The organism is Bradyrhizobium sp. CSA112 (genome assembly GCF_029051645.1).
Classification (GTDB): domain Bacteria; phylum Pseudomonadota; class Alphaproteobacteria; order Rhizobiales; family Xanthobacteraceae; genus Bradyrhizobium.
The window spans coordinates 1-23,916 of the sequence record NZ_JAACFS010000039.1 but is presented as its reverse complement, the minus strand read 5'-3'; the positions used below and the strand labels follow the sequence as shown (position 1 = coordinate 23,916).

General features: G+C 61.1%; 29 protein-coding genes. 19 read left to right on the top strand and 10 right to left on the bottom strand.

The genetic code is table 11. From position 1 onward, the window contains the following. Positions 1 to 39 precede the first annotated feature (39 nt). From GWE18_RS35695 to GWE18_RS35685, 3 genes are all read left to right on the top strand, one after another. Positions 40 to 246: a hypothetical protein gene (locus GWE18_RS35695; protein ID WP_275190346.1), complete on the top strand. Its 207-nt coding sequence runs from the start codon at positions 40 to 42 to the stop codon at positions 244 to 246. A gap of 389 nt (positions 247 to 635) precedes the next feature. Further along, positions 636 to 1,490, top strand: coding sequence for a hypothetical protein (locus GWE18_RS35690; RefSeq protein ID WP_275190345.1), 855 nt, complete (start codon positions 636 to 638; stop codon positions 1,488 to 1,490). A 275-nt stretch (positions 1,491 to 1,765) separates the two neighbouring features. Continuing rightward, positions 1,766 to 2,038 (top strand): hypothetical protein, encoded by a 273-nt coding sequence (locus tag GWE18_RS35685; protein ID WP_275190344.1) that lies wholly within the window; start codon positions 1,766 to 1,768, stop codon positions 2,036 to 2,038. Positions 2,039 to 2,105: 67 nt separating this feature from the next. Here the strand turns inward: GWE18_RS35685 and GWE18_RS35680 are convergent, their stop codons facing one another. After that, positions 2,106 to 3,014, bottom strand: a complete 909-nt coding sequence (locus tag GWE18_RS35680) for a 2-dehydropantoate 2-reductase (RefSeq protein WP_275190343.1) — start codon at positions 3,012 to 3,014, stop codon at positions 2,106 to 2,108. A gap of 111 nt (positions 3,015 to 3,125) precedes the next feature. Here GWE18_RS35680 and GWE18_RS35675 point away from each other — a divergent pair, with 111 nt between their 5' ends. Together GWE18_RS35675 and GWE18_RS35670 are read left to right on the top strand one after the other, a co-directional pair. Next, the gene (locus GWE18_RS35675; protein WP_275190342.1) at positions 3,126 to 4,532 is read left to right on the top strand and encodes an adenylate/guanylate cyclase domain-containing protein; all 1,407 of its coding nucleotides are present in this window, start codon (positions 3,126 to 3,128) and stop codon (positions 4,530 to 4,532) included. A 219-nt stretch (positions 4,533 to 4,751) separates the two neighbouring features. Then, positions 4,752 to 5,336, top strand: coding sequence for a septal ring lytic transglycosylase RlpA family protein (locus GWE18_RS35670; RefSeq protein ID WP_275190341.1), 585 nt, complete (start codon positions 4,752 to 4,754; stop codon positions 5,334 to 5,336). Positions 5,337 to 5,519: 183 nt separating this feature from the next. Here GWE18_RS35670 and hisC read toward each other — a convergent pair whose 3' ends face one another. Together hisC and pdxY are read right to left on the bottom strand one after the other, a co-directional pair. Then, positions 5,520 to 6,584: a histidinol-phosphate transaminase gene (gene hisC, locus GWE18_RS35665; RefSeq protein ID WP_275190340.1), complete on the bottom strand. Its 1,065-nt coding sequence runs from the start codon at positions 6,582 to 6,584 to the stop codon at positions 5,520 to 5,522. 101 nt (positions 6,585 to 6,685) lie between these two features. Continuing rightward, positions 6,686 to 7,534, bottom strand: coding sequence for a pyridoxal kinase PdxY (gene pdxY / locus GWE18_RS35660; protein WP_275190339.1), 849 nt, complete (start codon positions 7,532 to 7,534; stop codon positions 6,686 to 6,688). A 109-nt stretch (positions 7,535 to 7,643) separates the two neighbouring features. Between pdxY and GWE18_RS35655 the strand changes: the two genes are divergently transcribed. After that, the gene (locus GWE18_RS35655) at positions 7,644 to 7,913 is read left to right on the top strand and encodes a DUF2312 domain-containing protein (RefSeq protein ID WP_057854728.1); all 270 of its coding nucleotides are present in this window, start codon (positions 7,644 to 7,646) and stop codon (positions 7,911 to 7,913) included. A 113-nt stretch (positions 7,914 to 8,026) separates the two neighbouring features. On the opposite strand, the gene GWE18_RS35650 is transcribed toward GWE18_RS35655, so the two are convergent. After that, a complete protein-coding gene (locus tag GWE18_RS35650; protein ID WP_187399379.1) occupies positions 8,027 to 8,200 on the bottom strand; it encodes a hypothetical protein in 174 nt (57 codons plus the stop codon). 133 nt (positions 8,201 to 8,333) lie between these two features. Beyond that, on the bottom strand, positions 8,334 to 8,732 hold the full coding sequence (locus tag GWE18_RS35645) for a tRNA-binding protein (protein WP_275190338.1): 399 nt from the start codon (positions 8,730 to 8,732) through the stop codon (positions 8,334 to 8,336). A gap of 119 nt (positions 8,733 to 8,851) precedes the next feature. Between GWE18_RS35645 and GWE18_RS35640 the strand changes: the two genes are divergently transcribed. From GWE18_RS35640 to GWE18_RS35625, 4 genes are all read left to right on the top strand, one after another. Beyond that, on the top strand, positions 8,852 to 9,490 hold the full coding sequence (locus GWE18_RS35640) for an FMN-binding negative transcriptional regulator (RefSeq protein ID WP_275190337.1): 639 nt from the start codon (positions 8,852 to 8,854) through the stop codon (positions 9,488 to 9,490). A gap of 19 nt (positions 9,491 to 9,509) precedes the next feature. Next, positions 9,510 to 10,445: an oxygenase MpaB family protein gene (locus GWE18_RS35635; protein ID WP_275190402.1), complete on the top strand. Its 936-nt coding sequence runs from the start codon at positions 9,510 to 9,512 to the stop codon at positions 10,443 to 10,445. Positions 10,446 to 10,602: 157 nt separating this feature from the next. After that, the gene (locus GWE18_RS35630) at positions 10,603 to 11,616 is read left to right on the top strand and encodes an SH3 domain-containing protein (protein ID WP_275190336.1); all 1,014 of its coding nucleotides are present in this window, start codon (positions 10,603 to 10,605) and stop codon (positions 11,614 to 11,616) included. Between the two features lie 152 nt (positions 11,617 to 11,768). After that, entirely contained in the window at positions 11,769 to 12,056 is a 288-nt protein-coding gene (locus GWE18_RS35625) for a cytosolic protein (RefSeq protein WP_275190335.1), read from the top strand. 4 nt (positions 12,057 to 12,060) lie between these two features. Here the strand turns inward: GWE18_RS35625 and GWE18_RS35620 are convergent, their stop codons facing one another. Further along, a complete protein-coding gene (locus tag GWE18_RS35620; RefSeq protein WP_108519194.1) occupies positions 12,061 to 12,411 on the bottom strand; it encodes a zinc ribbon domain-containing protein YjdM in 351 nt (116 codons plus the stop codon). A 289-nt stretch (positions 12,412 to 12,700) separates the two neighbouring features. Between GWE18_RS35620 and GWE18_RS35615 the strand changes: the two genes are divergently transcribed. The 6 genes from GWE18_RS35615 (at position 12,701) to GWE18_RS35590 (ending at position 18,539) form a co-directional block, all read left to right on the top strand. Then, a complete protein-coding gene (locus GWE18_RS35615) occupies positions 12,701 to 13,414 on the top strand; it encodes an ROK family protein (protein WP_275190334.1) in 714 nt (237 codons plus the stop codon). 212 nt (positions 13,415 to 13,626) lie between these two features. Then, entirely contained in the window at positions 13,627 to 13,887 is a 261-nt protein-coding gene (locus GWE18_RS35610) for a PepSY domain-containing protein (RefSeq protein WP_275190333.1), read from the top strand. Between the two features lie 865 nt (positions 13,888 to 14,752). Then, entirely contained in the window at positions 14,753 to 15,727 is a 975-nt protein-coding gene (locus tag GWE18_RS35605; RefSeq protein WP_275190332.1) for a tripartite tricarboxylate transporter substrate binding protein, read from the top strand. 483 nt (positions 15,728 to 16,210) lie between these two features. Then, positions 16,211 to 16,894, top strand: coding sequence for a hypothetical protein (locus tag GWE18_RS35600; RefSeq protein ID WP_275190331.1), 684 nt, complete (start codon positions 16,211 to 16,213; stop codon positions 16,892 to 16,894). Positions 16,895 to 17,096: 202 nt separating this feature from the next. After that, positions 17,097 to 18,017 carry a DMT family transporter gene (locus GWE18_RS35595; RefSeq protein ID WP_275190330.1) on the top strand — a complete coding sequence of 307 codons (921 nt, stop codon included), beginning with the start codon at positions 17,097 to 17,099 and terminating at the stop codon, positions 18,015 to 18,017. A gap of 102 nt (positions 18,018 to 18,119) precedes the next feature. Continuing rightward, entirely contained in the window at positions 18,120 to 18,539 is a 420-nt protein-coding gene (locus GWE18_RS35590) for a hypothetical protein (RefSeq protein WP_275190329.1), read from the top strand. A 112-nt stretch (positions 18,540 to 18,651) separates the two neighbouring features. Here GWE18_RS35590 and GWE18_RS35585 read toward each other — a convergent pair whose 3' ends face one another. Continuing rightward, entirely contained in the window at positions 18,652 to 18,810 is a 159-nt protein-coding gene (locus GWE18_RS35585; RefSeq protein WP_275190328.1) for a DUF3096 domain-containing protein, read from the bottom strand. Between the two features lie 375 nt (positions 18,811 to 19,185). Further along, a complete protein-coding gene (locus tag GWE18_RS35580) occupies positions 19,186 to 20,007 on the bottom strand; it encodes a BA14K family protein (protein WP_275190327.1) in 822 nt (273 codons plus the stop codon). Between the two features lie 276 nt (positions 20,008 to 20,283). On the opposite strand from GWE18_RS35580, the gene GWE18_RS35575 reads away from it, so the two are divergent. The 3 genes from GWE18_RS35575 to GWE18_RS35565 all read left to right on the top strand — a co-directional run bounded on the left by GWE18_RS35575 (position 20,284) and on the right by GWE18_RS35565 (position 21,438). Further along, positions 20,284 to 20,586, top strand: coding sequence for a tripartite tricarboxylate transporter substrate-binding protein (locus tag GWE18_RS35575; RefSeq protein ID WP_342804324.1), 303 nt, complete (start codon positions 20,284 to 20,286; stop codon positions 20,584 to 20,586). A 304-nt stretch (positions 20,587 to 20,890) separates the two neighbouring features. Continuing rightward, positions 20,891 to 21,013: a hypothetical protein gene (locus GWE18_RS35570; protein ID WP_275190326.1), complete on the top strand. Its 123-nt coding sequence runs from the start codon at positions 20,891 to 20,893 to the stop codon at positions 21,011 to 21,013. 137 nt (positions 21,014 to 21,150) lie between these two features. After that, complete coding sequence (locus GWE18_RS35565) at positions 21,151 to 21,438, top strand: cupin domain-containing protein (protein ID WP_275190325.1); 288 nt, start codon at positions 21,151 to 21,153, stop codon at positions 21,436 to 21,438. Positions 21,439 to 21,593: 155 nt separating this feature from the next. Here the strand turns inward: GWE18_RS35565 and GWE18_RS35560 are convergent, their stop codons facing one another. Together GWE18_RS35560 and GWE18_RS35555 are read right to left on the bottom strand one after the other, a co-directional pair. Next, on the bottom strand, positions 21,594 to 22,733 hold the full coding sequence (locus GWE18_RS35560) for a hypothetical protein (protein ID WP_275190324.1): 1,140 nt from the start codon (positions 22,731 to 22,733) through the stop codon (positions 21,594 to 21,596). Positions 22,734 to 22,875: 142 nt separating this feature from the next. Next, positions 22,876 to 23,655, bottom strand: a complete 780-nt coding sequence (locus tag GWE18_RS35555) for a toll/interleukin-1 receptor domain-containing protein (RefSeq protein WP_275190323.1) — start codon at positions 23,653 to 23,655, stop codon at positions 22,876 to 22,878. Positions 23,656 to 23,916 lie beyond the last annotated feature (261 nt).

Here is a 23,916-nt window from a genome sequence, read left to right as displayed (position 1 = left end):
GCGACGCAACCTTCGCCGCCGCTAAAGCGTTGGTAAGGTATGTCAACAGCCAGTACCCTGCATCCCATGACGGACTTCAACCCGTCCGAGCCCGCAATTCTGCACGACCGTGTGGCCGACCAGATCGTCACCTGGACCGGCGATCAAGCCGACGACTTCCGCCGCGCCAGCCGCGCGCGCGATGACGGGAGCGTGGCGTGGCGGGAGTATGTGTTCGATGGCTGGGGAAACGTGCTGGGCGGGTGAGCTGTACGCGGCGCAACAGACCAGGGCGAATAGCGCGGGTTAGCCAACGGGTCGCGTGTATGCGCGGACCCGTCGGGCCAATCCCGCCTGCGGGCTAATGGCTCTCGCCAGGATAAATTGTCGCGGCCGGAATGTGAACTGCTTCACGCCCGAGATGGAAAGCGCCGCCTATTATACTCGTGGTTGAGTGCTAAGTGCCAATCCTGGTTTGCATTGATCGGGGAGAGGGCCATGCGTGCGATCATTATTTTCAGAATATTGCTAACGATCCTGGCGGCAACGTCTGTTGTCACATCGGCGTCTGCTTGCCCTGCGGGCTACCGCGTGTGCGGCGGCGCCTGCTGCCCCGGCCGATGAGTTTTTGGACGAACGCCTGAGAGGAGGCGGTCATGCGCATCAGGTACATGCTTGCGTTAGCGGCACTGGTCGTGGGAGCTCCCTTGGCTGCACATTCCTTCCAGAAGCCCGGCGGTGATCAACTGGGCGACACACTGCGGGAATATGGATTCATACCGAAGAATCCGCCGACCACTTTGATGACCGTCGGGTCACTCTACTACGTCGATTCCGGAGCGAAGCACTTCTTTCCGATATGCATCGCCGACAAAGACGATATTGGAGAGTCCTTGCGCTCGTCTCCCAGCGTGGAGCTACAGCAAAGTCTCGAACGCAAGGGACAGCTCGCCACAGGTATCAGCATTGATATCGGATGGCTGCTCAAGGGCAGCGCCAACAACAACTATGTCGTGAAGGTGAACTATTCGCTCACCGACGTCCGGGTGGAAGAGATTGCGCTTGGGGCCAACTGGCAGATTTTCGGTAAGCTGATGGAGCAACCTCACTGCAGCCAAATGGCAATGCGATATCTCCATGCTGGCGGCTACGTGTGTCAGGTGACCAGCATTTTGTCGGCTACCGCAGAGTTCAAGTTGGACCGCGACACGCAAAGCAAGCTGGAAACCAGTTCGAATGCAACGGTCAACGACGTTAAAGACATCATGAAACGCGCCGTCGAGTCGCAGGGCAATCAGGACGTGGTTGACAAGGAAGGTCGACTGCTCGCGGGCAAGGCGCTGCAGTACGGCGCGGCGCTGACCCCTCTCTGCCTTGCACCAACGAATTCGCGGTTTTCGCGCGTTGTCCCAAGCACGGCGCTTGGGCGCTTCTGGAACTACGTGCTGTTCAATATCCTTGAACCGATACTTCCGGCCAAAGGCGACCAGTCGGGCCACGCCGGCGCCTGAATGACGGAAGTCGCGTGTCGTCGAACTATCAAGCCAGCAAGCGATGAGCTAACGCGTCGCGCGAAAGCGCGCCCGGTGACAGGGCGGCATTAGATTGGCCCCGGATGCCGTTCATCCGGGCCGCCCGCTAAGTAATTGGGCTCTCACCGTTAATTGAGTGTAGGGAACTGCATTGTTGCAATGCAATATCGTGATATCGCAATGCAGCAAAAGGGGTATAGATTGCAGGTTCGAATCCTACCCCGGAGATTCGAATCCTACCCCGGAGAATTGAAGTGCAGAAGACTTACCTTTCCATCGCTGCCGCCGCCCTCTCGATCGCGGGTGCCACTGCCGTAGTTGCGGCGGAGTTGCCGACCTATGAAGCGAAGGGCTTGCCGATTTCGTCGGTGCAGGTTCGTGTGCTGGGAGCCGCTGACGTCAGGGAGCAATCGCCGGCCGCGACTTCCACAGCCACTGCGCATCAGCTTAGCGTCCTGACGCAGCGGACGACACGGACGGCCGAGACGGTCGCGCCAACCCCCACCACCGGTCGCGCCATTCGCTGACCGGCATTACCATCGCCGTTTGAGCAAGAAGCCCGCGCTTTCGTCGCGGGCTTTTTGTCTTGACGAGCTATCGCCGCCCGGACAACTCCTTGCCCCGCTCCGCCAGCTTCACCATCACCTGCAGGGCATGATTGGTCGGCGTGGCGATGCCGAGCTCAGCGCCCTTGCGCACCACATAGCCGTTGAGAAAGTCGATCTCGCTGGGCTTGCCGCGCGCAAGATCCTGTGCGGTGGACGACATCTGGTTCGGCATCATGGCGGGGATTTTCAGGATCTGCTCGATGATATCGTCGGAAATCGATACGCCAGAGGCGCGGGCGACGGATACGGCTTCCTGCACCGCGCTTGTGACGACATCCCTTGTGCCTTCGACTTCGAGCATCGGTCCGTAGGGGATGCCGGCCACGGCAGAAAGTGCGTTAAAGGCGCAGTTGATGATCAGCTTGCTCCATAGCGTCCTGTCGATGTCTTCGGCGATCGTGGTGCGGATGCCGGCGGCCTGAAGCGTTTGTGCCAGCGCTTCGCTCGCGGCAGAGGGGCCGATGGCGAGGTCGCCGCCGCCGTGATGCCTGACGTGGCCGGGCCCGGCCATCTCGCTGCCGACATAGACCACCACCGGAATGACGGCGTGGCCGGTAACCGCGCGAAGGCGCGGCGCATTGTCGACGCCGTTCTGCAGGCTGAGAACGGATGTTTCCAGCCGCAGCCGTCCGGCGAGCGACCGGCCGGCCTGCTCGGTATCGGCCGACTTCACGCAAACCAGCACCAGGTCGGGCGGGGCGAGGGCGGTTGTGTCGGTCGCGGCCCTGGCGGGCAGGTGGCCGTTGAAAGTATTCGTGTCCAGCAGCAGGCCATGGGCGTTGATGGCGTCGACATGCGGCTGGCGGCCGATAAACGTCACGTCATGTCCGGCCCGGAGCAGCAGCCCCCCATAGTAGCACCCGACCGCTCCGGCACCGACGACTGCGACTTGCATGTTGTTCTCCCGTTCGGCTGAAGCCGTTCGAGTAGCTGATCCCAGCGGATGCCGCAATTCCGTGGCGCTTAGCGGGTGTTCGTGCTGCCCTCTTTAAGGTAGCATTGTCGCATGAGCGAAACCGAGACCTTGTTTGCGGCCCTGCGTCAGTCGTCCGACGAAGCCGTTGTCGACATGCTCGAGCGTATGGTGCGGGATGCCCCGGATCATGCCTTGAACAAGTTGAACGCGCTTGATCTCGCAGGCACGAAAGGTATTGACGAAGATCAGGTCATCGCAACCCTCCTGAATGCGGTGGGGCTCGGCATGTTCGAGATGACATGGAACGTGATGTGCCCGAGCTGCGCCGGGGTTCTCTCTGCCAACAAAAGCCTGAAGACCGTGAATCGCGCGCAGTACCATTGCGCTTTCTGCGCCGCGGGCTATGAGACGACGCTCGACAATCTGGTCGAGGTGACCTTTACGGTAAGCCCGCGTGTGCGAAAAATCGCGGCGCATAATCCCGACGAACTGTCCGCAGCCGAATATTATCGCCAGATCTTCTGGAGTTCGGCGATCGATCTTCCGGACGATCTGGAGAAACTGCTGGATGACGTCACGCTCGAAATCGTCGACTTGCCGGCAGGCGAAAGGGCTATCCTTTCGTTGCAGGTGCCGCAGGGCACGTTGATCGTGTTCGATCCCGTGACGCATGCGGCCCAGTTCCTTGACGTCAGCGGCCAAGAGACCAGCGAGCGCCAGAACCTGTCGGTGATCTTTAACAGGGTCCAGGTCCCCGTCGAGAACGTTACGTTGCGTCCCGGGCCGCTGCGCCTGGCTTTGGACAACCGCACCGACGGTCGCGTATTGCCGGCGGTATGGGTCGCGAACCCGGCGCTGGACGACCTCCTGAAGCGACGCAAGTCGGTTCTCACGGCAACGCGTCTCCTCACCAATCAGACTTTTCGCGACATCTACCGGACTGACACGCTCGCCATCGGTCAGCGGCTGAAGATCCTAAGCCTGACTTTCCTGTTCAGCGATCTCAAGGACTCTACGGAGCTCTACGAGCGCGTCGGTGATCTCACGGCGTTCGATCTCGTCAACGAGCATTTCAGGCTGCTGCAGGAGATTATCGCGTCCGAAAGGGGGGCGATCGTGAAGACCATTGGCGATGCCGTAATGGCGACCTTCGAGACGCCCGACCGCGCCATTGCCGCTGCGATCCGCATGCGCGAGGCGATGAGCGATCTCGGCGCCGAGCGTCAGCATCAGAGCCTGCGCTTGAAGATGGGCATCCATGAAGGCTCATGCCTCGCGGTCACCCTCAATGGCCAGCAGGACTATTTTGGCCAGACGGTCAATATCGCCTCGCGAGTCCAGGGTCTTGCTGGCTCACGCTCGATCGTGGCGACGGAATCGGTGGTGGAAGACGCACATGCCCGGGCGCTGCTCGAGACCAACGGGCTAAAGCCAACGCCGAGACGCGTGGCGTTGAGCGGCATCGCGGACAAGGTGTCGGTCTACGAGATTTCCTGACGTAGCTGGCTGTTAGCCCGGATAAGCCAAGAGGTCGCGCGAATGTGGGCCCCGTGGCTCATTCAGGCTAATTCTGTGTCGCAATCACCACACTCGAACGGAATCGCGCTGTGGAGCCGTGCCTGATCGCGTCCGGCCACGTTTCCGCCCGGATTCGGTCCCGCCATTGTCGCGTGTTGGTTTTCGGCTTGGGCTGGGGCGCGAGCGGGGGATTGCAACATGTCTTCCATTGGCTGCACCAGTACTTCGTGCGTCGACGTCAGACTAGGCCGTACTCAACTTGAAGCGCCGTCAATCCCGGCCGAACGTGCAGGGACATTCATACGGCTGCTGGCTGTCGCGCTCGGAGCGGCATCGCTTGCGGCCTGCGCGCAGTCCTCGGTCGTCACCCAAAAATCCGAGCTTCGCGCTGTCAGGCAGGCGTCGCTGGACCAGGATCGAACGACATCGTCCATGATGAAGCGGCGCGTGGCCGCCGTGAGAAAGCACACCGCGTCGCGCAGGGATGCAGGCCGCGTCAAGACGGCTTCGCATGGGGTTGCCAGCTTCTACACCGAGGGAACGAAGACCGCGAGCGGCGAAAAGTTCAACACGATGGAAATGACTGCCGCCCATCCGACATTGCCGTTCGGCACCAAGTTGCGCGTGACGAACGTTGCGAGCGGCCAGTCGGTGACGGTACGGGTCAATGACCGCGGCCCCTACGTTCGGGGGCGCGTTGTCGACGTCTCCTATTCCGCGGCCGACGCGCTGGGAATGGTCGGGAAGGGTGTCGCCAAGGTCAAACTCGACGTCGTGCAGTAGCGGGTGGGGCGTGCGGGGCTGTAGGACTAATCTGACTGCGTCATAAGCCCCTCATGGTGAGGAGCGCAAAGCGCGTCTCGAACCATGAGGCCCCGTCTGTGGCCTACATCCTTCGAGACGCCCGCTCCGCGGGCTCCTCAGGATGAGGATTAAATGGCCCTGACGCAGTAGATCTAATTCGCTCTACAGGCTGCCCAGGATGTCCGACAGGGCCGACAACAGCCGGTCAATTTGCCCGTCTGTGCCCACGCTTATCCGCAGATAGTCCGAGATACGAGGGGCGGGAAAATGACGGACGATCACCGCGCGCTGGCGCAGCGCGGCAGCCAGCGCCGCGCCCGCGTGCGCCGGATGACGCGCGAAGAGGAAGTTGGCGGAGGACGGCAGCACCTCGAAGCCGAGCCCGACCAGTCCGCGGTTTAGCCGCTCCCGGCCTTCGATCACGCGCGCGCGGCTCTGTTGAAAATAGGCTTCGTCCTCTAAAGAGGCGACAGCGCCGGCCTGGGCGGGCCGGCCAAGAGGATAGGAGTTGAAGCTGTCTTTCACGCGGGTGAGCGCCTCGATCAGGTCGGCGTCGCCGATCGCATAGCCAACCCTTAAGCCGGCCAGGGCCCGGGACTTGGACATTGTTTGAACGACCAAAAGGTTCGGGTGGGAGGCGACCAGCGGAATTACGGTCTCGGCGCCGAAATCGACATAGGCCTCGTCGATCACCACGGGAGCTTCGGGATGTTCCTCCAGCAGAGAAACGATCTCAGCCCGTGACAGCGCAACCCCTGTTGGCGCATTCGGATTGGGTATGACGAGCGCGCCGGCCGGCCGGCGATAATCGGCAACGCGGATTTGCATGGTCTGATCGAGCGGGACGGTCTCGTAGGCGATGCCGAACAGGCGGCAATAGACCGGGTAGAAACTGTAGGTGATATCAGGGAAGAGCAACGGCGCATCATGCTTCAGCAGAGCGGCGAAGGCGTGCGCCAGCACCTCATCCGAGCCATTGCCAACGAACACTTGTTCCGACCGTACCTGGTGGTAGCTGGCCAAGGCAGCCCGCAGCGTTGACGCCTGCGGATCCGGATATAGACGCAGCGTATCGGTCGCCTCGCCGCGAATTGCTTCCAGCGCGCGTGGTGAAGGACCAAAGGGGCTTTCATTGGTGTTGAGCTTGACCAGCTCCGCCATGCGGGGCTGCTCGCCTGGCACATAGGGACTCAGGTCGTGCGTCAAGCTGCTCCAGAAACGGCTCATTTTTCTCTCCAGTAAAGCTGGTAGCCCGGATGGAGCGAGGCGAAATCCGGGGCGGTGTTAGAGTGATCCCGGATTGCGCTGCGCTTCATCCAGGCTACGGGCTACGGGTTGATCGCGATACATTCGAATTTGCGCTGCGGATGAACAAGCCACTCCGCGCTCTCGACGATGCGCATTTCCTCGGTGCCACTGGCCGCGGTACGTTCCAGCACGGCGAAGATGGCGGATGCGGCATGGCTCAGCGCATCCGGCGTGTCGGCGCCACGGACGCGCGCGGCGACCAGCAGTGCGGCGAACAGATCGCCGGTGCCGTTCGGGCTGATTGGCAATTTTGGCGTGCGCACGCGCCACGCCTGTGCGCGTTCGACGGCGAGCGTTTCGATCTCGCCCTGTGGTGTGTCGGCAAGCTCGGCGCTGGTGATGACGACCGTCCCGCGGCCCATGAACGCGCGTGCCGCCTTAAGCACCTGATCGATCGTCGCAGCTTTGGCCCCGGACAGCCATTCGAACTCGAAATGATTGGGCGTGATGATATCGGCAAGCGGGCACAAAAGGTCGCGCACCAGCGGCGGGATGTCGGCATGGACGAACAGGCCGCGGTCGCGATCCCCGAGCACGGGGTCGCAGCAATAGAACAGCGCGGGATTTTTGGCCTTGGCGCGCGCGACAAAGTCCGCGATCACGGCGGCGTTGTCAGCCGAGCCTAAATAGCCCGACAGGATCATTTGCGCTGTATCGACCGCGCCGCGCTCCTCGATTCCGCGCAGGAGATCGGCAACCAGTTCTGCATCGAGCACCCGGCCGCGGATGGTCGGGTAGCCAGGCCGGTTGCTGAGCAGCGTGGTCGGCACCGCCACCACGTCGATCCCATGCACCTGCATGGGAAAGACCGCGGCGCTGTTGCCGACATGGCCGTAGGCGACCTGCGACTGAATTGAAATCACGTTCATGGGATTGTTCTGGGGATTATCTGAGTTGTCGGGGCGGAACCTGCCGAGGTTAACACATTGGTTATTTGTTTGCGGGCATTTTCACGACCTCATTAAACAAGGAGGCACCATGTCTGACGTCACCATTCCCGGCGGCCGGATTCGTTCTTTCGTCGAGCGGATCGAGAACATCGACACCGAATTGGCTGAACTGAACGAACAGAAAAAGGAAGTATTTTCGGAGGCCAAGGGCGAGGGATTCGATGTGAAGATCCTCAAGGAGATCATCAAGCTGCGCAAGCAGGACCAGGATGAGCGCGACGAGCGCGAAAGCCTGCTCGATCTCTACATGCGAGCGATGGAAACAGCGCCGCCGGAAAAAACCGCGAAGGCGGCCTGAGCGAAACGAAGCAGCGTAGCCCGGATGAGCGAAGCGAAATCCGGGGCGGTGTTAGAGTGGTCCCGGATGTCGCTTCGCTCATCCGGGCTACTCGCTGCTTGCTGCAAGCCGGATCACTTGAACAATGCGAAATAGATCACGTAGAGCCAGCCCAGGATGCCGTGGATGATCGCCCACAGGATCGAGTGGTTGTTGGTATAGGAGATCGCGATGGCGAGCGCCGAGCCAAAACCCACGCCGTATTTGGCGCCCTCGACCCGAACCCCGTAATATCGATTTCCGTTCATGGCGATCCTTATCTGCGAGAGGTGTAGCTTCGTCCGCCGAAGCGAGTAGCCCCGGATGAGCGCAGCTAAATCCGGGTGATGTTAGAGTTGTACCGGATTTTGCTTCGCTCATCCGGGCTACTTGCCATCATCGTCAAAAAATCGGCTCGCCGATCGCAACCTCGCTGCGCGGGCCCAGCACAATCACGTTACCTGCCGCGTCCTTTGCGCCGAGGATCAAGAGTTCGGACGTGAAGCCTGCGATGTTCTTCGCACCCAGATTGCAGACGCATACGACCAGCGAGCCGAGCAGCGCCGCGGGCTCATAGTTCGTGATCTGCGCGCTCGACCACATGATCCTGTCGGCGCCGACGTCGACGCCGACCTTAAGGGACGGATTGCGCGCGCGGGGAAACGGCTGCACGTCGATGACCTTGCCGATCCGGATGTCGAGGCGAGCAAAGTCGTCGTAGGTGGCCTGGGGCTTTAGCGGGGGCATATCGTCGGACTCGGCAGGCAGGCTGGATTTCGGAATGGTCGAACGAGGCGTCACAGAGCCTCATATCGCAATTGCCTTGTTGTTGGAACGTGCTTTCTGGAGGAAGTTTGGTGATCCCTGGCCGAATGGGTTAGCCTCAAGGAGGCCATTCTCCAGTCGTTCGAGTTTAAGCCATGCACGTTCTACGACCGCAGTTTCGCATTGAAGAGCAGCGCGCGCTCGCCTTCGCGGCCGAGCGCGGATTTGGCGTGATCGTTGCCGCCGATGCGCGCGGCCCGCGCGGGTCGCACGTGCCGTTTGTCCTCGCCCGGCGCGACGATCGCGTGATCGTCCAGATTCATCTGACGGCGAAAAATCCGCTGGTCGAACTCGCCGACGGCGTCAGGCGCTTCCTTCTGATCGTCGCCGGCGACGACGCCTATGTCTCCAACGACTGGTATGCCTCGCGCGACAACGTCTCGACCTGGCTTTATGAGGCGGTGCATCTCTCCGGCGTCGCGCATCTGCGCGAGCGCGACCAAACCCGCGCCCATGGCGACGCGCTGCTCGCGGTCTCCGAGGCGCGGCTGCCGAAGCAGCCCTGGGACCTCACCCAGATGGATCCCACCAAGCGCGAAACGATGCTCGCCTCGATCTGCGTCATCGATCTCGTCGTCGATGAGATCGAGGGCCAGTCAAAGCTCAACCAACACAAGAGCGATGAGGACCATGTGGCGGTCGCCAACCAGTTGGCCCGCGCGGAGGAGACGGGGAGCCGGCGGCTGGCCAAGAAGATGCGGGCGTTGCGGCCGGGGCTTGGCTATGAGCCGTAACCCGGATGAGGACATGCGGTTGCTGTCCGCGGATGATTTCGAAAGCAGTCTCGACAGCGTTCGCGAGGCGGCGGTCGATCCAATCAAGGGAATTTTTGGCCCGGAGTCACTGACCTGGCGGGTCGACCGCGAGGCGGCGGTTTTTCTTGGCGGCGGGCGGGCCTTGTTGCTTCAATTGGCGCACCCCTGGGTCGCCGCCGCCGTTTCGGAGCATTCCCGGACCTTTGCCGATCCGGTTGGCCGTTTTCACCGGACCTTCAACATTACCTTCACGATGGTGTTTGGCTCGCTCGATCAGGCGCTGGCAGCAGGCCGCCGGCTGCATCGACGTCACGCCGGGGTCACCGGAATATTGCCACAGGCGGCTGGCCGCTTCGAAGCCGGCTCAGCTTACAGCGCCAATGAGGTCTCGGCGCTGCGCTGGGTTCACGCCACGCTGGTGGAGAGCGCCTTGCAGACGCATGACCTTGTCTTGCCTGCACTCACCGACAGCGAGCGCGAGCAGTACTGGGCCGAGGCGAAGCTGTACGCGGCGTTATTCGGCATTCGACAGGCTGATTTGCCTCCGGACTGGACATCGTTCACCGACTACACGGAAACGATGTCGCGGTCGGATGTTCTCGCGGTCAGTCCCGCGGCGCGCGCCATCGCGGAGCAGATATTTTCAGGCCGCGCCACGGGACTGCGCGTGCCCAGATGGTATCGCGCGCTGACGGCCCATTTGCTGCCGGAGCGGTTGGCCCGGGAATTCGGACTTGAGTTCGGCGAACGTGAACAGCGCAGCATGGACCGGGCGCTGACGTGGATCCGGCGCATCTATCCCCACCTTCCCATGCGCCTGCGCGCGGTGGGTCCTTATCAGGAGGCACTGGCGCGCCTGCAAGGCGACAAGCAGCCGGACCTCGCCGTGCGTTGGCTCAACCGGCTTTGGATCGGCCGGCCGATGATGGAATGATTTTGCGTCGGATGAGGAAGGTCGTGGCGCCCGGAATAACAACCAAGACCGCGCGTCTCGCGCTTGCGAGACGCCTGCATCCTTTTGTTAACGCGACCACTCCTTAAGGGAACGCCTGTTTCGCTACGGCGTTCCAACTCGAGAGGAGGAACTCGCCATGAAACTGAGAGGATTATTTATCGCAGCAGCCTTGCTGCTGATGCCGACCGCCGCATTGGCGGCGCCGGGCATCGTCACCACCACGGTCAGCCTCAAGGCGGGGCCGGGTGAAGGCTTTCCGACAGTCGACCGCATTCCAGGCGGCGCCCGTGTCAACATCCACGGGTGCTTCAGAGGCAAGGCCTGGTGCGATGTGAGTTGGTCGGATGATCGTGGCTGGGTGTCGTCGCGATATCTCCAATATCTCTACCGCAACCGCTACGTCTATCTGCCCGACTATGTCGACGAGATCGACGTTCCCATCGTGCCGTTCGCGCTGACCTCGTACTGGTCGAGCCATTATGCGGGACGTCCCTGGTATCACCGCCGCGCCCACTGGAGCGGCTACTGGCGATCGCATGAGCATGTCGCGACGCGGCTCACGATCGACCGCTCGGCGGCCCGGATCGGCCGCGCGGCGGTAGCGCGCGACGCCGCGCTCCCCGAGGCCAGGACGCGTGTCGGTGTCGAGGAGAGGTCGCGCGCCCGTGTCGAGGAGCGGACGCGCGCCGGCGTGACGGAGCGGAGCCGTGCCGGCGTGACGGAACGCGTGACACGGGAGAGAGACATCGCTACGCCTAGCGCACGCGAAGGGCGCGAACGCGCGGTGGTGCGGGACCGCATGACACGCGAGGACGCGCGGATGACGCGTGAGAGCGCGAGAGGCGCCGTGCGCGAGCAGCCGACGGCCCGTACCCGCACGCAGACGCCGCCGGTCATGGCCCGCGGTCATGACGAACCGCGTGCGGCTGCGCCCCGGAGCGAGCGTGCCGCGCCCCGCATGACGCAGCCCGATGCGGCGCGCGGCGGCGGTGGCCCGCCGAACGTACGCGCGCAGCAGACGCCGGCCCCGGCCGCCCCGCGCGCAGCAGCGCCCGCGACGCCGCAGGGCGGCGGCGCGCCGCAGGCCGCACCGCGTGGTGGCGGCGGACCGGGTGGTGGTGGCGGAGGCCCCGGTCAGGACAGGCGCTAACTAACAAAAAAAGCCCGGCCTTGGGCCGGGCTTTTTTGCCCGACGAGCTGCTCGCGGCCTGAGGGCTACCTCGCTAATCCGCCCCACGCGCTAAACTGGATATGACGGGTGAGCTCAGTTCAACCGCGAAGGAGTATCCGATGAAATCGCTTTTGCTGCTCACGGCGAGCGGTCCGCTGCTCATTCTCACATCGCACGAATCCTTGCGCGATCAGAAGCTCCTTGAAGTGCTCAAGCACAAAGGGGTCGGCAAGTTCGTCGCGTTTGAGGTTCCATTGTCGCTGGCCAAGGAGCGCTACGGCGGGCATTTTCAGGCCGTCGAGAGCAATCTGCACGAGACTGATGATTTGAGGATCCTCGACTTCAACGGCCAGCGGATCTTTCAGCTCTTCCGTTTCGATGAACTCGGTTCACCGATCCTGCAAGAACAGCGAGCGTAACTTGCTACGCCTTCTTCACGAACTCTGATTTCAGATTCATCGCGCCGATGCCATCGATCTTGCAGGCGATGTTGTGGCCGTCGGTCGCCTCGGTCAGGCGGATGTTCCTGACCTTGGTTCCGCCTTTGACGACCGACGACGATCCCTTGACCTTGAGATCCTTGATGACGATGACGCTGTCGCCATCGACCAGCAGATTGCCATTGATATCGCGGACGCCCGGCTCGGGCGAGGCCTCCACGGCTGCCGCCGCCTCGGCGCTCCATTCATGCGCGCATTCCGGGCAAACCCACAGGCCGCGATCCTGATAGGCATGCTCGGAATTGCATGCCGGGCATTTCATTGCATCGTCCATAATCGGTCTCGTTTCCATATTGGCGGGGCGCACCGTAGGGTCATGCCCGGGCAAATCAAGCGAAAAAGGGGACGTCGTCCGATGGCCGATGTCATCGGCTGACTGCCACGCAAGCACGAAGCAAACGCGTTGTTAAGAATTGGCTCGCGCTGATTTGCGCTGATACGATTCGTTCTTTGCGAACAAAATGGAGTCGGATGGAGAACAAAGCTGTGGTGGTGCTTGTCTCCCTGCTTCAGGTGCGTGTCGGCTGGCGTTATGATCATCCGACCGAGCAGGGCGCGAATTCATGGCGAAGAAAACGGACAAGCGGGTATCGCGGCATACGGTTCTCGTGATCGACGTCGGTGGTTCGCGCGTGAAGGTCATGACCAGCAGGGAGCGAACCAGGCGCGCGTTTGCGTCCGGTCCGGAGCTATCAGCGAAAGTGATGATAAGGAAGGTCAAGGCGCTGACGAAAGACTGGTCCTATGACGTCATCTCGGTCGGATATCCGGGGCCTGTGGCCAACAACCGGCCCTTGTCGGAGCCTCACAATCTCGGTCGGGGGTGGGCCGGTTTCAATTTCGAAAAGGCCTTCGGCCGCCCGACGAAGGTCGTCAACGATGCGCTGATGCAGGCGATCGGCAGCTACCAGGGCGGCCGCATGCTTTTCTTAGGGCTGGGAACGGGTCTTGGCTCCGCGATGATAGTCGATGGCATTCTGGAACCGATGGAGCTCGCTCACCTGCCGTACCGCAACGGCAAGACGTTCGAGCAATGCGTCGGCGCCGCAGCCCTCAAGCGCGTTGGCAGGAAGAAATGGCAACGCGCGGTCGATGAAGTCCTGAAGCGTCTGCTTGCTGCACTGGAGCCGGATTACATCATGCTGGGCGGCGGAAACGCCGACAAGATCGATAAGCTGCCGCGCAAGGTCCGCCTCGGCGCCAACACCAACGCGTTCGAGGGCGGATTTCGACTGTGGAAGAAGGGGGCCGTCAAACCGCGCGGCGCACGCCGATAGGGAAATGCGGTTCTGGCGGCGTCAGTGCATAGACGCGTTTCTCCGCTCCAAGCATGTATGGCGAGTTACTAGTTAGCGAGCGGGAACCGCCGCGAAATGGCCCCAACTGCCGAAATTTCGTGCTGTTCCGCGATCGCTGGTGTCGGAACATACTACCCCTGCCGCCCGTTCTAACTGGTGTAACAGCTCAATGTGTTCGACAGGAGTGGTCCATGCGAAATGTCATCCTTCCAATCGTCACCGCCTTGGCGCTTGGCGCAGCGACACCTGCCGTCGCCTTCGATTCCGGTGACCAGATCTCGATGGAGACCGCGCTCGACGTCGCCACCAGTCTCGGCGTCATGACGGTGTCCTATACCCAGTTCCAGGGCAATCAGTGGGAGATCAAAGGCCGCGACCGCGCGGGCCGCTGGATGGAAGTCTATGTCGACTCGCGAACCGGCGAGGTGCGCCACCTGAATCGCGGATGGTAGTCGCGTTCGTCATTCCGGCGTCAGCGAGTAGCCCGCATGAGCCGGTGCAAGTTGTGATTGGCCGATAGATCCGCCCTGGATGTCGCCGCGCTTATCGGGGCTGCTTGCTGACGATATCGCGTCCCGGACGCGGTGCAGATACTCTTCCGCACCGCAGGGCCCAGACACAAAATCGCGAAAACAACCCCATGCAAAGTAGCGAGCGCAGCCCGGATGAGCCAACGGGTCGCGCGAATGCGCGCCCTGCGACGAGCGCAACTGCGCTCGCACAGTGCGACGAGCGCAATTGCGCTCGCGCGGTGATGACAGGCTTCGCGAAATCCGGGGCGGGGTCAGAGTGATCCCGGATTGCGCTGCGCTCCATCCGGGCTACTTGCGGGATCCGTGCACGCGAGCACGAAGCAAACGCGTTGTTAAGAATTGGCTCGCGCTGGTTTGCGCTGATACGATTCGTTCTTTGAGAACAAAATAGAGTCGGACGTAGAACAAAGCTGGATGGCGGATTACGCCTTCCGCCTTCGCTCTTCGAGCTACGGCGGACAAGTCGGCTAACCAAAGTTACTGCGTCACAACGGCTTTATCTCCTCATCCTGAGGAGCTTGCGCAGCAAGCGTCTCGAAGGATGAGGCCAAGAAGCAGCACTGTGGCCTCATGGTTCTCCCGGCGATGCAACGCATCGTCCGGAGACGGCGCTTACGCGCCTCCTCACCATGAGGGATTAGTGACGCAGTAACACCAATCCGCCCCGCGCTTGCTTCCCCTTGACATGTTCCCGCTCCGCCGCCCGAATGGCGAATAGCGCATAAGCGCGGCGTCGCGGTGTCGCACCCGGCGTATCAAAAAACAGAGCGGGGAGGATTTGCGAATGCTTCGCCATGTCAGGAATTTCGCGCTTGCGGCGCTTGCGGCCGCAAGCCTGCTCAGCGCCGGAAACGCCCATGCCGCCTTCCCGGAGCGGCCGATCACGCTGATCGTGCCGTGGGCCGCCGGCGGCGGCACCGACGCGGTCGCGCGCCAGATCGCCCACATGCTGGAACGCGATCTCAAGCAGCCGGTGAACGTCGTGAACCGCACGGGCGGGTCGGGCGTGGTCGGCCACCAGGCGATCGCCACCGCCGCGCCTGACGGATACACGTTCGGTCTCATCACGCTCGAGATCAACCTGATGCACTGGGTGGGGCTCACCGATCTCACCTTCGAGAAGTATACGCCGATCGCGCTGGTCAACCAGGACCCCGCCGCGATTCACGTGAAGGCGGACTCGCCCCACAAGACCGTCAAGGAGCTGTTCGCGCATATCAAGGCGAACCCGAACAAGGTGGTGGCGTCGGGCACGGGGCAGGGCGGAAGCTGGCATGTCGCGCTCGCCGGCCTGATGCAGGCCGACGGCGTTTCGCCCGGCTCGATCCGTTGGGTGCCGTCCACCGGCGCCGCGACCGCGCTGACCGATCTGGCGGCCGGCGGCGTCGATTTCGTCGCGTGCTCGATGCCGGAAGCCGAGGCGCTGCTCAAGGCGGGGCGTATCCGCAGCCTCGTGTTCTTCTCGCCCAACCGCGCGCCGAATTTCCCTGACGTGCCGACCACCGGGGAGGCGACGGGTCACAAGTGGCACAAGGGCGTGTGGCGCGGCTTTGCGGCGCCCAAGGGCCTGCCGAAGGAGATTGCCGCGCAGTACGAGACCGCGATCAAGAAGATCTGGGACAGCGCGGAGTTCAAGGAGTTCATGAACAGGCGCGGCTTCGACATGATCTATCTGGATTCGGCCGGCTTCGCGGAGTTCATGAAGGCGGACAACGAGGACAACGGCAAGGCGCTGAAGTCGCTCGGACTGGCGAAGTAAGTGTATGAAGTGAGTAGGGTGGGTTAGCTCTACTGCGTCATGAGCCCCTCATGGTGAGGAGCGCGAAGCGCGTCTCGAACCATGAGGCCCGTCTGTGGCCTACATCCTTCGAGACGCCCGCTCCGCGGGCTCCTCAGGATGAGGGTTTAAACGACTGTGACGCAGTAGAGTTAGCCAACGGGTCGCGCGTATGCGCGCCCGATGATAAACTCCGCGTAACCCACCGACCCGATCGCGAGAGAGCTGCGCATTACGCTGCGCTAATCCGCCCTACGAATTCATCCGGGCTACTTGCTGCGCCGATCACATCGGAAGCGCAACCGGCAATCGCTTGCGGCTCATGCCGGGCGACTGAGGCGCTAACGCCGAATTAATCTGATCAGCCTATATTCTCAGGCAGTTCTAGTTGGGTGCCGTGTAAAGGAGCCGTCGCGAGGGACGATCCAGCGGCGGCTCCTTTTTTTGTTCACTCATTTGAGGACAATGCACGTGACCGAGACACCGGAAAAGCAGAGCCAAACCGAACAACCCGAATCCACGACACCCAGCAAGAAATCGAGCCGGAAATCGGTTTTGGGGCTGGCGGTGTTCGCTCTTGGAATAAACAGTGCTGCGGCCGTCTATACAATGACGCCTTCCGATTTTGCTCTGCCGAATGTCGGCGATTTCGCCCTGCCGTCTATCAGCAGTTTGGCCGAACTGCTTCCGCATCAGAAAGCTTCCGATCCAATATCGAATCCAGCTGTCGCCGCATTGAAGGATGTTCAGTCGGCCCAGCAGCAGCACGTTGCCGCCCTGCAAGAGAACACCTCCCTGTTGCAGCAGAACGCAGCGCTTCTTCAGCAGGATTCAATTGCGCTTGCTTCTCTAAGACAGAGCGTCGCGGATGAGCAGGTCGTCGTGAAGAAAATATCCGCTCAGATAACGAATGAACATGAAGACGTGAAGAAGATATCTGCTCAGATTTCCACGCTTATCGCGAAGGTCGACTCGCTGAAAAATGCAATGACCCCGGAAGTAACTTCGTCCATTTCAACAAGGCACGCGCGCAACCGGCTATCCCGCGTAATGCGCAAAAAGATGGCCCGGGAGTCCAAGCCTGTGGGACCCGTTTCGGTTGGAGGAGCAATCCTTGCTCCGGCTACCACGCCAGCCCCACAAGGCTAACGTTGCGCACGCGCCTGACGGCGTGACGTTCCTGGCGATGTTCAACCGGCCGAACCGGTTTTTCGACGGGACGAAGTTTTTTACGGCGGCGGGAGACGCGTCCTAAGGCGGCGCAAGGAAGCAAGCGGCTTGCGGCGGCGCGCCCGTCAGCCCTGCATGGGCGTGGGTTGAACAGGGGTGTGGGCTGACGTAAGCGTCCGCCATGAACCAGCCGACGAGCGGCGGCGATGCTCCAGCCCAGAAACCTGACACGAAACCGGCCCTGCTTGGGGTCGCGTGCGGCGCTGGCGCGGCGCTGTTCTGGGCGCTCGGCTTTGTCGCGACCCGGCACGGGCTGAAGGTCGGCTTCACGCCGCCGGACCTGCTGATGCACCGCTTCGTGTGGTCCGGGCTGGTGTTCCTGCCGCTCGTGCTTCGTGCCGGCATCGCCAATCTCAGCGGCATCGGATGGGGCCGCGGACTGGTGCTGATGGTGCTGGGCGGGCCTGTGATGTCGCTCATCAGCTATACCGGCTTCCTGTTTGTGCCGCTCGGCCATGGCAGCGTCATCCAGCCATCCAGCGCGACGCTCGGCGGCCTGCTGCTGGCCGCGGTGATCTTGCGCGAGCGGGTTCCGCCCTCGCGTGTGCTGGGGGCGGTCGTCATCATCGGCGGGCTTGCGGTGATCGGCGCCGAGTCGATCGGCCATATCGGCGCCGATGGCGTGCTGGGCGATTTGCTGTTCGTGATGACCGGATTGATGTTCGCCTTGTTCGGCACGCTGCTGCGCCATTGGCGCGTCTCCGCGTTCTCGGCCGCCACCGTCATCAGCGTGCTGTCGCTCGCGCTGCTGCCGCTCTATGCGACGATTAGTGGGTTCGCCCGCGTGGCGGCGCTGGGCTGGACTGAGAACGCGCTGCAGGCGCTGGCACAGGGAATCCTGGCTGGCCCCGCCGCGCTGTATCTGTTCGCATTCTCGATCCAGACCATCGGCGTCGCCCGCGCCGCGGTGTTTCCCGCGACCGTGCCGGCGCTGACGATCCTCGCCGGCTGGCTCCTGCTCGGCGAGCCCCCGACCGCGCTGCAGACGGCGGGACTGGTCACGGTGCTGTTCGGCTTCTATCTGGCGCAAAGGCAGCGGTAAGGCGGAAAACCCTTGAGCCTGAACGAGAGGAGGCCTCGCAGCGACAAAGGCTTATCGAGTTGGAGAAAGCATCCCAGCAAGTCCGAAAAGGAAATCGCTGCCATGGCGACCGAAATGACAAGGCTTCGGCTCTTTGCCGTCCTCGGGCCGCTTCTTGCCTGGCTGTATTGCATCGCGTTTCTCGCCGCCCGGACTGACGGGCCGATCTTCGAGGATGGGCGGTATTGGCTGCCGTCGTTCCTGGTTTGCTACGCGTTCTCGATTCTTCCCATGCTCTTTACGGCGTGGGTGGACCGCCGACTGTCAGACAGATGGTGGCGTTCACTCGCCTGTGGCTTGGCGGGCTTCGGAATCGCTTTCGTCCTGTACTACGGCCTCACGCACGAGGGCCCCTCGGCGGCCGAGCATGCGAAGACCTTCCAGCAGGACTGGTTCTATGTGGGACTTGTGTGGGGGTTGCCCGCCGTTGTCTGTTCGTGGGTGATGGGGCTGACGAACCCCAGGGAAAGCGTGGATGCCTGATAACGCATCACGGCAACCGCACTGTCACAGAAAATCATCGTGTCCCATTCCAGGGGCGCAGTCCAATCGGCAGATTAAGTGCACTGTCACCGTAATTCCCGCGCTCCCGGACCTATTTGAAGAAGTGGTAGATCCCATTCAGGCCGAGAAGGCCGGTGACAATCAGATAGACCGCCACTGCGACGCTGACGATGCGGGGCGCCATCAGCAGAAATACGCCCGCGGCCAAGGTGACGAGTGGCAGGAGGGGGCTGGCTGCATCGGGATGCATCCGGCGTTTATACCAGATTCGATGGCCCTTGCCCGTTCGTCAGTGACCTGCCCATGCGCCGGCGCCGACCGGCCGGGCTACTTACAACGACGTCGTGTCCCAGATGCGGTGCAGATACTCTTTCCCAGTACTCCGCAGGGCCCAGACACAAAACCGCGAAAACAACCCCATGCAAAGTAGAATAGGCCGGAGCTCGCAGCACTCATGCCGATTTCGTGCGGGGCACGAGACGGCCTGTCGTCACGGTCCAGCGACCAGGGCAAGTTAGCGAACCGTAACCGGCCGACTGGTCACTTGGAATGGCGGATTACGCCGGAGCCTGTCATCGGGCCGCGCATTTGCGCGGACCCGGTGGGCTAATCCGCCCCACGCTTGCTATCGGCAAGAATGCGTCTGGCCGTCGTAGCCCCGATAAGTTCCGGACGAGGGATTGTAGGTGCGGAAGCGTGTGCAGAGCATGACCAGGGTCGGCCCCCGCGGCTTGTGGGCTGCCCTGACCGGTTGCACCGGTTTACTGTGCTCTGTCCCTTCGCTGCGGCTAGCGATTTTTGATTGCTTGGCGACGGACGTCTGCTTCAAGGCGGGCTTCTCGCGCCCAACCGCTGGTTTTTCGCCTGCAGGAGCCGGCCTCTGCTCGACAACCGCAGGCTTCGCGTCCGGGACGGTCGGCTTCTGCTCGACGATGGCAGGTTTATCGTCCACGGCAGCCGACTTCTTCTCGACGGCCGCGGGCTTGTCCTGGGCGATTGCTGGTTTCGCCTCGGCGGGGGCCGGCTTCTGCTCGACGATGGCAGGCTTGTCGTCCGCGGCAGCCGACTTCTCCTCGACGGCCGCGGGCTTGTCCTGGGCGATTGCTGGTTTCGCCTCGGCGGGGGCCGGCTTCTGCTCGACGGTGGCAGGCTTGTCGTCCGCGGCAGCCGACTTCTCCTCGACGGCTGTGGGCTTGTCCTGGGCGATTGCTGGTTTCTCTTCCGCAGGCGCCGGCCTCTGCTCGACGGTATCAGCGGCAAGCGGTTTCTCTTCTGCCGCGGCCGCAGGCTTTTCCTGCGCGGGCACTGAGGCCTGCGCTGCGGCCGGGCTCGGATTGTCCGTGGCCGATGTCTGCGCGAGCGCTTGAACGCTTATCACCATAAACAAGACACAGCACAGCACGCCGGCGCGCTCGGCGACGGCGGTCGATAAAGCTGACAAACGCATGGATTGATACTCGGCTAATTGTCCCCACCAATGCTCCACACGCGTTTGCGGCAAGTCTGTGGACAGCGCGGCGCTTTCGCGACCGACGACGCACTTAAGACCGAGCGTGTGTGCTGGCTGCCACACCTGCCGTGTTGAGAGGTCTGGCGCCAAGACTGCGGAAAAGCGGTTTGGAGAGGGTGCAGTTTAAAAGGGTAGTTTGTATATATGCAATCAAAGAGGGCGCAGCCCGAATGAGCGCAGCGATCCTGGGGCGATGTTAGAGTTGTCCCAGATATCGCCTCGCTTATCTGGGCTACTCGCTTCCGGGACGTGCCGACCACCGGGGAGGCGACGGGTCACAAGTGGCACAAGGGCGTGTGGCGCGGCTTTGCGGCGCCCAAGGGCCTGCCGAAGGAGATTGCCGCGCAGTACGAGACCGCGATCAAGAAGATCTGGGACAGCGCGGAGTTCAAGGAGTTCATGAACAGGCGCGGCTTCGACATGATCTATCTGGATTCGGCTGGCTTCGCGGAGTTCATGAAGGCTGACAACGAGGACAACGGCAAGGCGCTGAAGTCGCTCGGGCTGGCGAAGTAAGTGTATGAAGCGACTAGGGTGGGTTAGCACTGACCTGATGCGGGAGAGCGGCGGATTACGCTGGGCTAATCCGCCCTACGAATTCATCCGGGCTACGCATGCTTTTTTTTGGGTTGTGGATAAGGGTTCACGTGAAACAATGTAAGCGGCTGATGTGGCAGCGATATTCGGATACGCATAATTTCGGGCCTGTGAATAGCCCGATCTAATTGCATTTGACTCTTGCGCTGAATCGGAAAGCCGCCGACAAACCTAAATCCCCCGGCGAATCAGCTCTCAAGATTTCAAAATGGAGAGCTGTGTCATGTCCGACCACCAACTGCGCTTTAAGGGCCCCGGCTTCGATTTCGATGCCAAGGGCTGGATGGCTATCGTCGCTGCCATCGTCATTGTTGCCCTGGTTGCTTCGCCGTGGCTGTGGCGTTAGCGGGTAGCCGCATGATCGAATGCGGAATGTGGTAGAACCGGTCCTATCGGCGAACTGGAATGAGCCACTATTTCCGGAGCAGAGCCCATGAACCAGCCAGTGCCCGTCAACCCGTCCGAACTTCGCTCGCGTCGAAAATGCCCTGGCAGCCAACGCAGTTCGACGGCATCGAGATGAAGATCCTCTATCAAGATGACGAGGGGCGCTCCACCATCCTGTTCAAGATGGCGCCCGGCGCAGTCGTGCCATTGCACGAACACACCGCGCTCGAACAGACCTCCATGCTGGAAGGCTCGCTGGAAGACGCCGAGGGACGCTGCGGCGCCGGCGACTTCGTGTGGCGGCCGGGCGGCAACATCCACGTCGCGCACTCGCCCAACGGCGCGATGTTCCTGGCGATATTCAACCGGCCGAACGTTTTTTGATGGGACGAAGTTCTTTACGGATGCGGGGGAAGGTAAGTACCCCTGTGGGAAGATTTCAACGATAGTAGCGCGCAAATACCGAAGCTGGCGTTAGCCCGGATGGGCGCGCGATCCGGGCGCGATGTTAGTCCCGGATGTCGCTTCGCTCATCCGGGCTACTTGCCAACCTCGGTCCGCTCCAGAGTGCTCGAACCATGTCCAGCCCGATACAGGCGTGCCATCTGAGCCGCGTTCTCCAATTTTAGCTTCCGGTAAGCTTTGGCGAACTTGTCTCTCCTCGTGCGATCAACCCACCGATAATTGACCGCCTTAAAAAGACGGACTTGGCAATCGTAAACGCTGGCAGCAATGTCTTTCTGCATCGCGCAATCGTCCCCAACGACCTCGTTAAACTCGATCATTTCAGAGGGAGCGCGGCAAACTCGGACATTATCCGGATTCTGGCGGAACAAGGCCCCCAGCCGCTCGTTCCCTTGCATTGTGAGTGCCATCACCCGGGAATCGAAGAGGTTCATGTGACCTACAAACCCACCCTGAAAGATCGGATCCGAAGTCGGTAATTTAATCGGCTGATAGAGCCATACGACTGGCTTAAATAGCGTCAATCTCGTGAGCGGATTGCTAATTTCCCGCGGATAGCGAAAATTTTCCAGCGCCAAACGACCGTCGTCCCTGCCTCCGATCTGCAGTAGCATCTTTTCCGGATAAGGAAATCCGCATCCCCGAGAACAGAAGAAATCAGCCGAGATGTTAACCAGCAAGATGTTGTTAATCCGTAGGCCGAAGCAACTAGGCATTTCGTTGAAGATGAGACTGTCGACGCCGAAGAGATTGATACCTTCGTTCCCGCTATCGAAAACGTAAACGGCGATCATCCGATCTTTCTGGCCGACGCGCGTATCGATGTGGAAATTAGGAGAAATCTTGATTGGATAATCTTCGATCATGCGCCTTACCAGCCATGCGCCGATACGAACCTTATCCAGCCAATCCAAGAGTTCAACGTAGGAAGCTACCGATAAAGACTCTCTTCGGATAAGGGCTTCTACGAATGGCTTAACTCTCGCTTCCAATGCGGCATATCTGTTGTTGCAAGCCTCGCATGCAGGTGCGACGAAGTTGGACCACGAATACGCGATGACCTTCTTGCCCCTTGCATAGTTCTGGCCGAACGCGACGACCCGTCTCGGATCTCCCGTCATTTCAAGTAACCAATACGGAACGACGTGCTCACGAGTTTTAACGGTTGGGTTGGCACCGCAAAAGACGCAAAACTTTTCGCCGGGTTTAGACACCCAGTTTCTCCTTGCTGTTTCCATAAGCCTCAGCTGGTAGCCTGGATGAGCGAAGCCATATCTGGGTCTTGCCAATGTGGTTCCGGATGTTACTGCGCGCGCATCCAGGCTACTTGCTTCATTGCAGTAGTCCGCTCGAAGGCTAAGCGGGCGCTTGTCGTTCGACCATATCCCTGTACGCTTCGATCATGTTTTCGATATCTTTCCACTTATCGAAGATCGTAAGCAAGGCAGCAAGTGGATGCGAACCTTTGCGCTCTGATTTCGATATAGCCCAAAGCGCGTAGTCGAGCGTGATAACGCTGCCACCTACCTCGAATGCGTACGTTCGGTTTATGGGCGCGTGTTGGGGAAACTTCGTATTAGCGGCCTCGATTGCGGCCCTGACTTCTGGAGATTTGGCGCGAAATGCCGCATCGTTGGCCCTTGCTGCGGCTGCTTCCTGGTCCTTGGCGAAAGCCAAGGCGGCGTTCAGTTCCTTCTTCATCTGGGCGATTTCATCCTTAGACGATGCTTGCACCGGATTGGATGGGCCAAGGGAGCGCTTCAAAGTTTCAAATTGTGCCTTGTATGAAGCCTTCTTCCTAAAATCTCCGTAGTATTTACCCTGTAGGAACCGCGGCAGAGGTACGTCTTCTACCAATAGCGGCAACACGACAACGCGCCTCTCGTCTATCTCGCGATTGGAGGCAATCTCCAACTCTTTCTCCACCCACGCGCTTTTTATCGATGCTTGAGATAGTATTGCACAAACGAAATCTACCTGATCCAGACCAGAACGTATCTTTCCGATCAGAGAGTCGCCGATATTGATCTCGGCCTCATCAATCCAAACGGAGTGACCCGCATTTCGTAAGTCGGCGGCCAGCTTTCGCGCGAATGGTTTGTCGGCGTGCGAGTGACTCAAAAAGATATACGCCATGCTTTAGCCTGTTCCTCGAATTCGCTAGCGATTGATTTGACGCGTTTAAAGACTAGACCCACAAATAGTCGATCTACCATAATGAACTTTCCTCGATCGTGCCCGTCAAGGTTGTCACAGGACGCGAAGCAAGTGTAGATGGGGTAACGGGCCCGGTCTGCCCTCCAAGCAAGCCGCGCTTGCTACGGCGCTGTTGAATGCGCGCTTCGCGCGGCTTGCTTGGAAGGCGGGCGGTCGTCCCTCACATGGATGGTGTTACGG

Bases quoted from the DNA above. Each gene is read 5' to 3' on its own strand.
- GWE18_RS35615 (WP_275190334.1), top strand. From the start codon at position 12,701: ATGGCGAAGAAAACGGACAAGCGGGTATCGCGGCATACGGTTCTCGTG.
- pdxY (WP_275190339.1), bottom strand. From the start codon at position 7,534: ATGAACGTGATTTCAATTCAGTCGCAGGTCGCCTACGGCCATGTCGGC.
- GWE18_RS35565 (WP_275190325.1), top strand. From the start codon at position 21,151: ATGCCCTGGCAGCCAACGCAGTTCGACGGCATCGAGATGAAGATCCTC.
- GWE18_RS35570 (WP_275190326.1), top strand. From the start codon at position 20,891: ATGTCCGACCACCAACTGCGCTTTAAGGGCCCCGGCTTCGATTTCGAT.
- GWE18_RS35555 (WP_275190323.1), bottom strand. From the start codon at position 23,655: ATGGCGTATATCTTTTTGAGTCACTCGCACGCCGACAAACCATTCGCG.
- GWE18_RS35655 (WP_057854728.1), top strand. From the start codon at position 7,644: ATGTCTGACGTCACCATTCCCGGCGGCCGGATTCGTTCTTTCGTCGAG.
- GWE18_RS35650 (WP_187399379.1), bottom strand. From the start codon at position 8,200: ATGAACGGAAATCGATATTACGGGGTTCGGGTCGAGGGCGCCAAATAC.
- GWE18_RS35620 (WP_108519194.1), bottom strand. From the start codon at position 12,411: ATGGACGATGCAATGAAATGCCCGGCATGCAATTCCGAGCATGCCTAT.
- GWE18_RS35690 (WP_275190345.1), top strand. From the start codon at position 636: ATGCGCATCAGGTACATGCTTGCGTTAGCGGCACTGGTCGTGGGAGCT.
- hisC (WP_275190340.1), bottom strand. From the start codon at position 6,584: ATGAGCCGTTTCTGGAGCAGCTTGACGCACGACCTGAGTCCCTATGTG.
- GWE18_RS35695 (WP_275190346.1), top strand. From the start codon at position 40: ATGTCAACAGCCAGTACCCTGCATCCCATGACGGACTTCAACCCGTCC.
- GWE18_RS35585 (WP_275190328.1), bottom strand. From the start codon at position 18,810: ATGCATCCCGATGCAGCCAGCCCCCTCCTGCCACTCGTCACCTTGGCC.
- GWE18_RS35630 (WP_275190336.1), top strand. From the start codon at position 10,603: ATGAAACTGAGAGGATTATTTATCGCAGCAGCCTTGCTGCTGATGCCG.
- GWE18_RS35580 (WP_275190327.1), bottom strand. From the start codon at position 20,007: ATGCGTTTGTCAGCTTTATCGACCGCCGTCGCCGAGCGCGCCGGCGTG.
- GWE18_RS35595 (WP_275190330.1), top strand. From the start codon at position 17,097: ATGAACCAGCCGACGAGCGGCGGCGATGCTCCAGCCCAGAAACCTGAC.
- GWE18_RS35675 (WP_275190342.1), top strand. From the start codon at position 3,126: ATGAGCGAAACCGAGACCTTGTTTGCGGCCCTGCGTCAGTCGTCCGAC.
- GWE18_RS35670 (WP_275190341.1), top strand. From the start codon at position 4,752: ATGTCTTCCATTGGCTGCACCAGTACTTCGTGCGTCGACGTCAGACTA.
- GWE18_RS35680 (WP_275190343.1), bottom strand. From the start codon at position 3,014: ATGCAAGTCGCAGTCGTCGGTGCCGGAGCGGTCGGGTGCTACTATGGG.
- GWE18_RS35605 (WP_275190332.1), top strand. From the start codon at position 14,753: ATGCTTCGCCATGTCAGGAATTTCGCGCTTGCGGCGCTTGCGGCCGCA.
- GWE18_RS35600 (WP_275190331.1), top strand. From the start codon at position 16,211: ATGCACGTGACCGAGACACCGGAAAAGCAGAGCCAAACCGAACAACCC.
- GWE18_RS35590 (WP_275190329.1), top strand. From the start codon at position 18,120: ATGGCGACCGAAATGACAAGGCTTCGGCTCTTTGCCGTCCTCGGGCCG.
- GWE18_RS35610 (WP_275190333.1), top strand. From the start codon at position 13,627: ATGCGAAATGTCATCCTTCCAATCGTCACCGCCTTGGCGCTTGGCGCA.
- GWE18_RS35640 (WP_275190337.1), top strand. From the start codon at position 8,852: ATGCACGTTCTACGACCGCAGTTTCGCATTGAAGAGCAGCGCGCGCTC.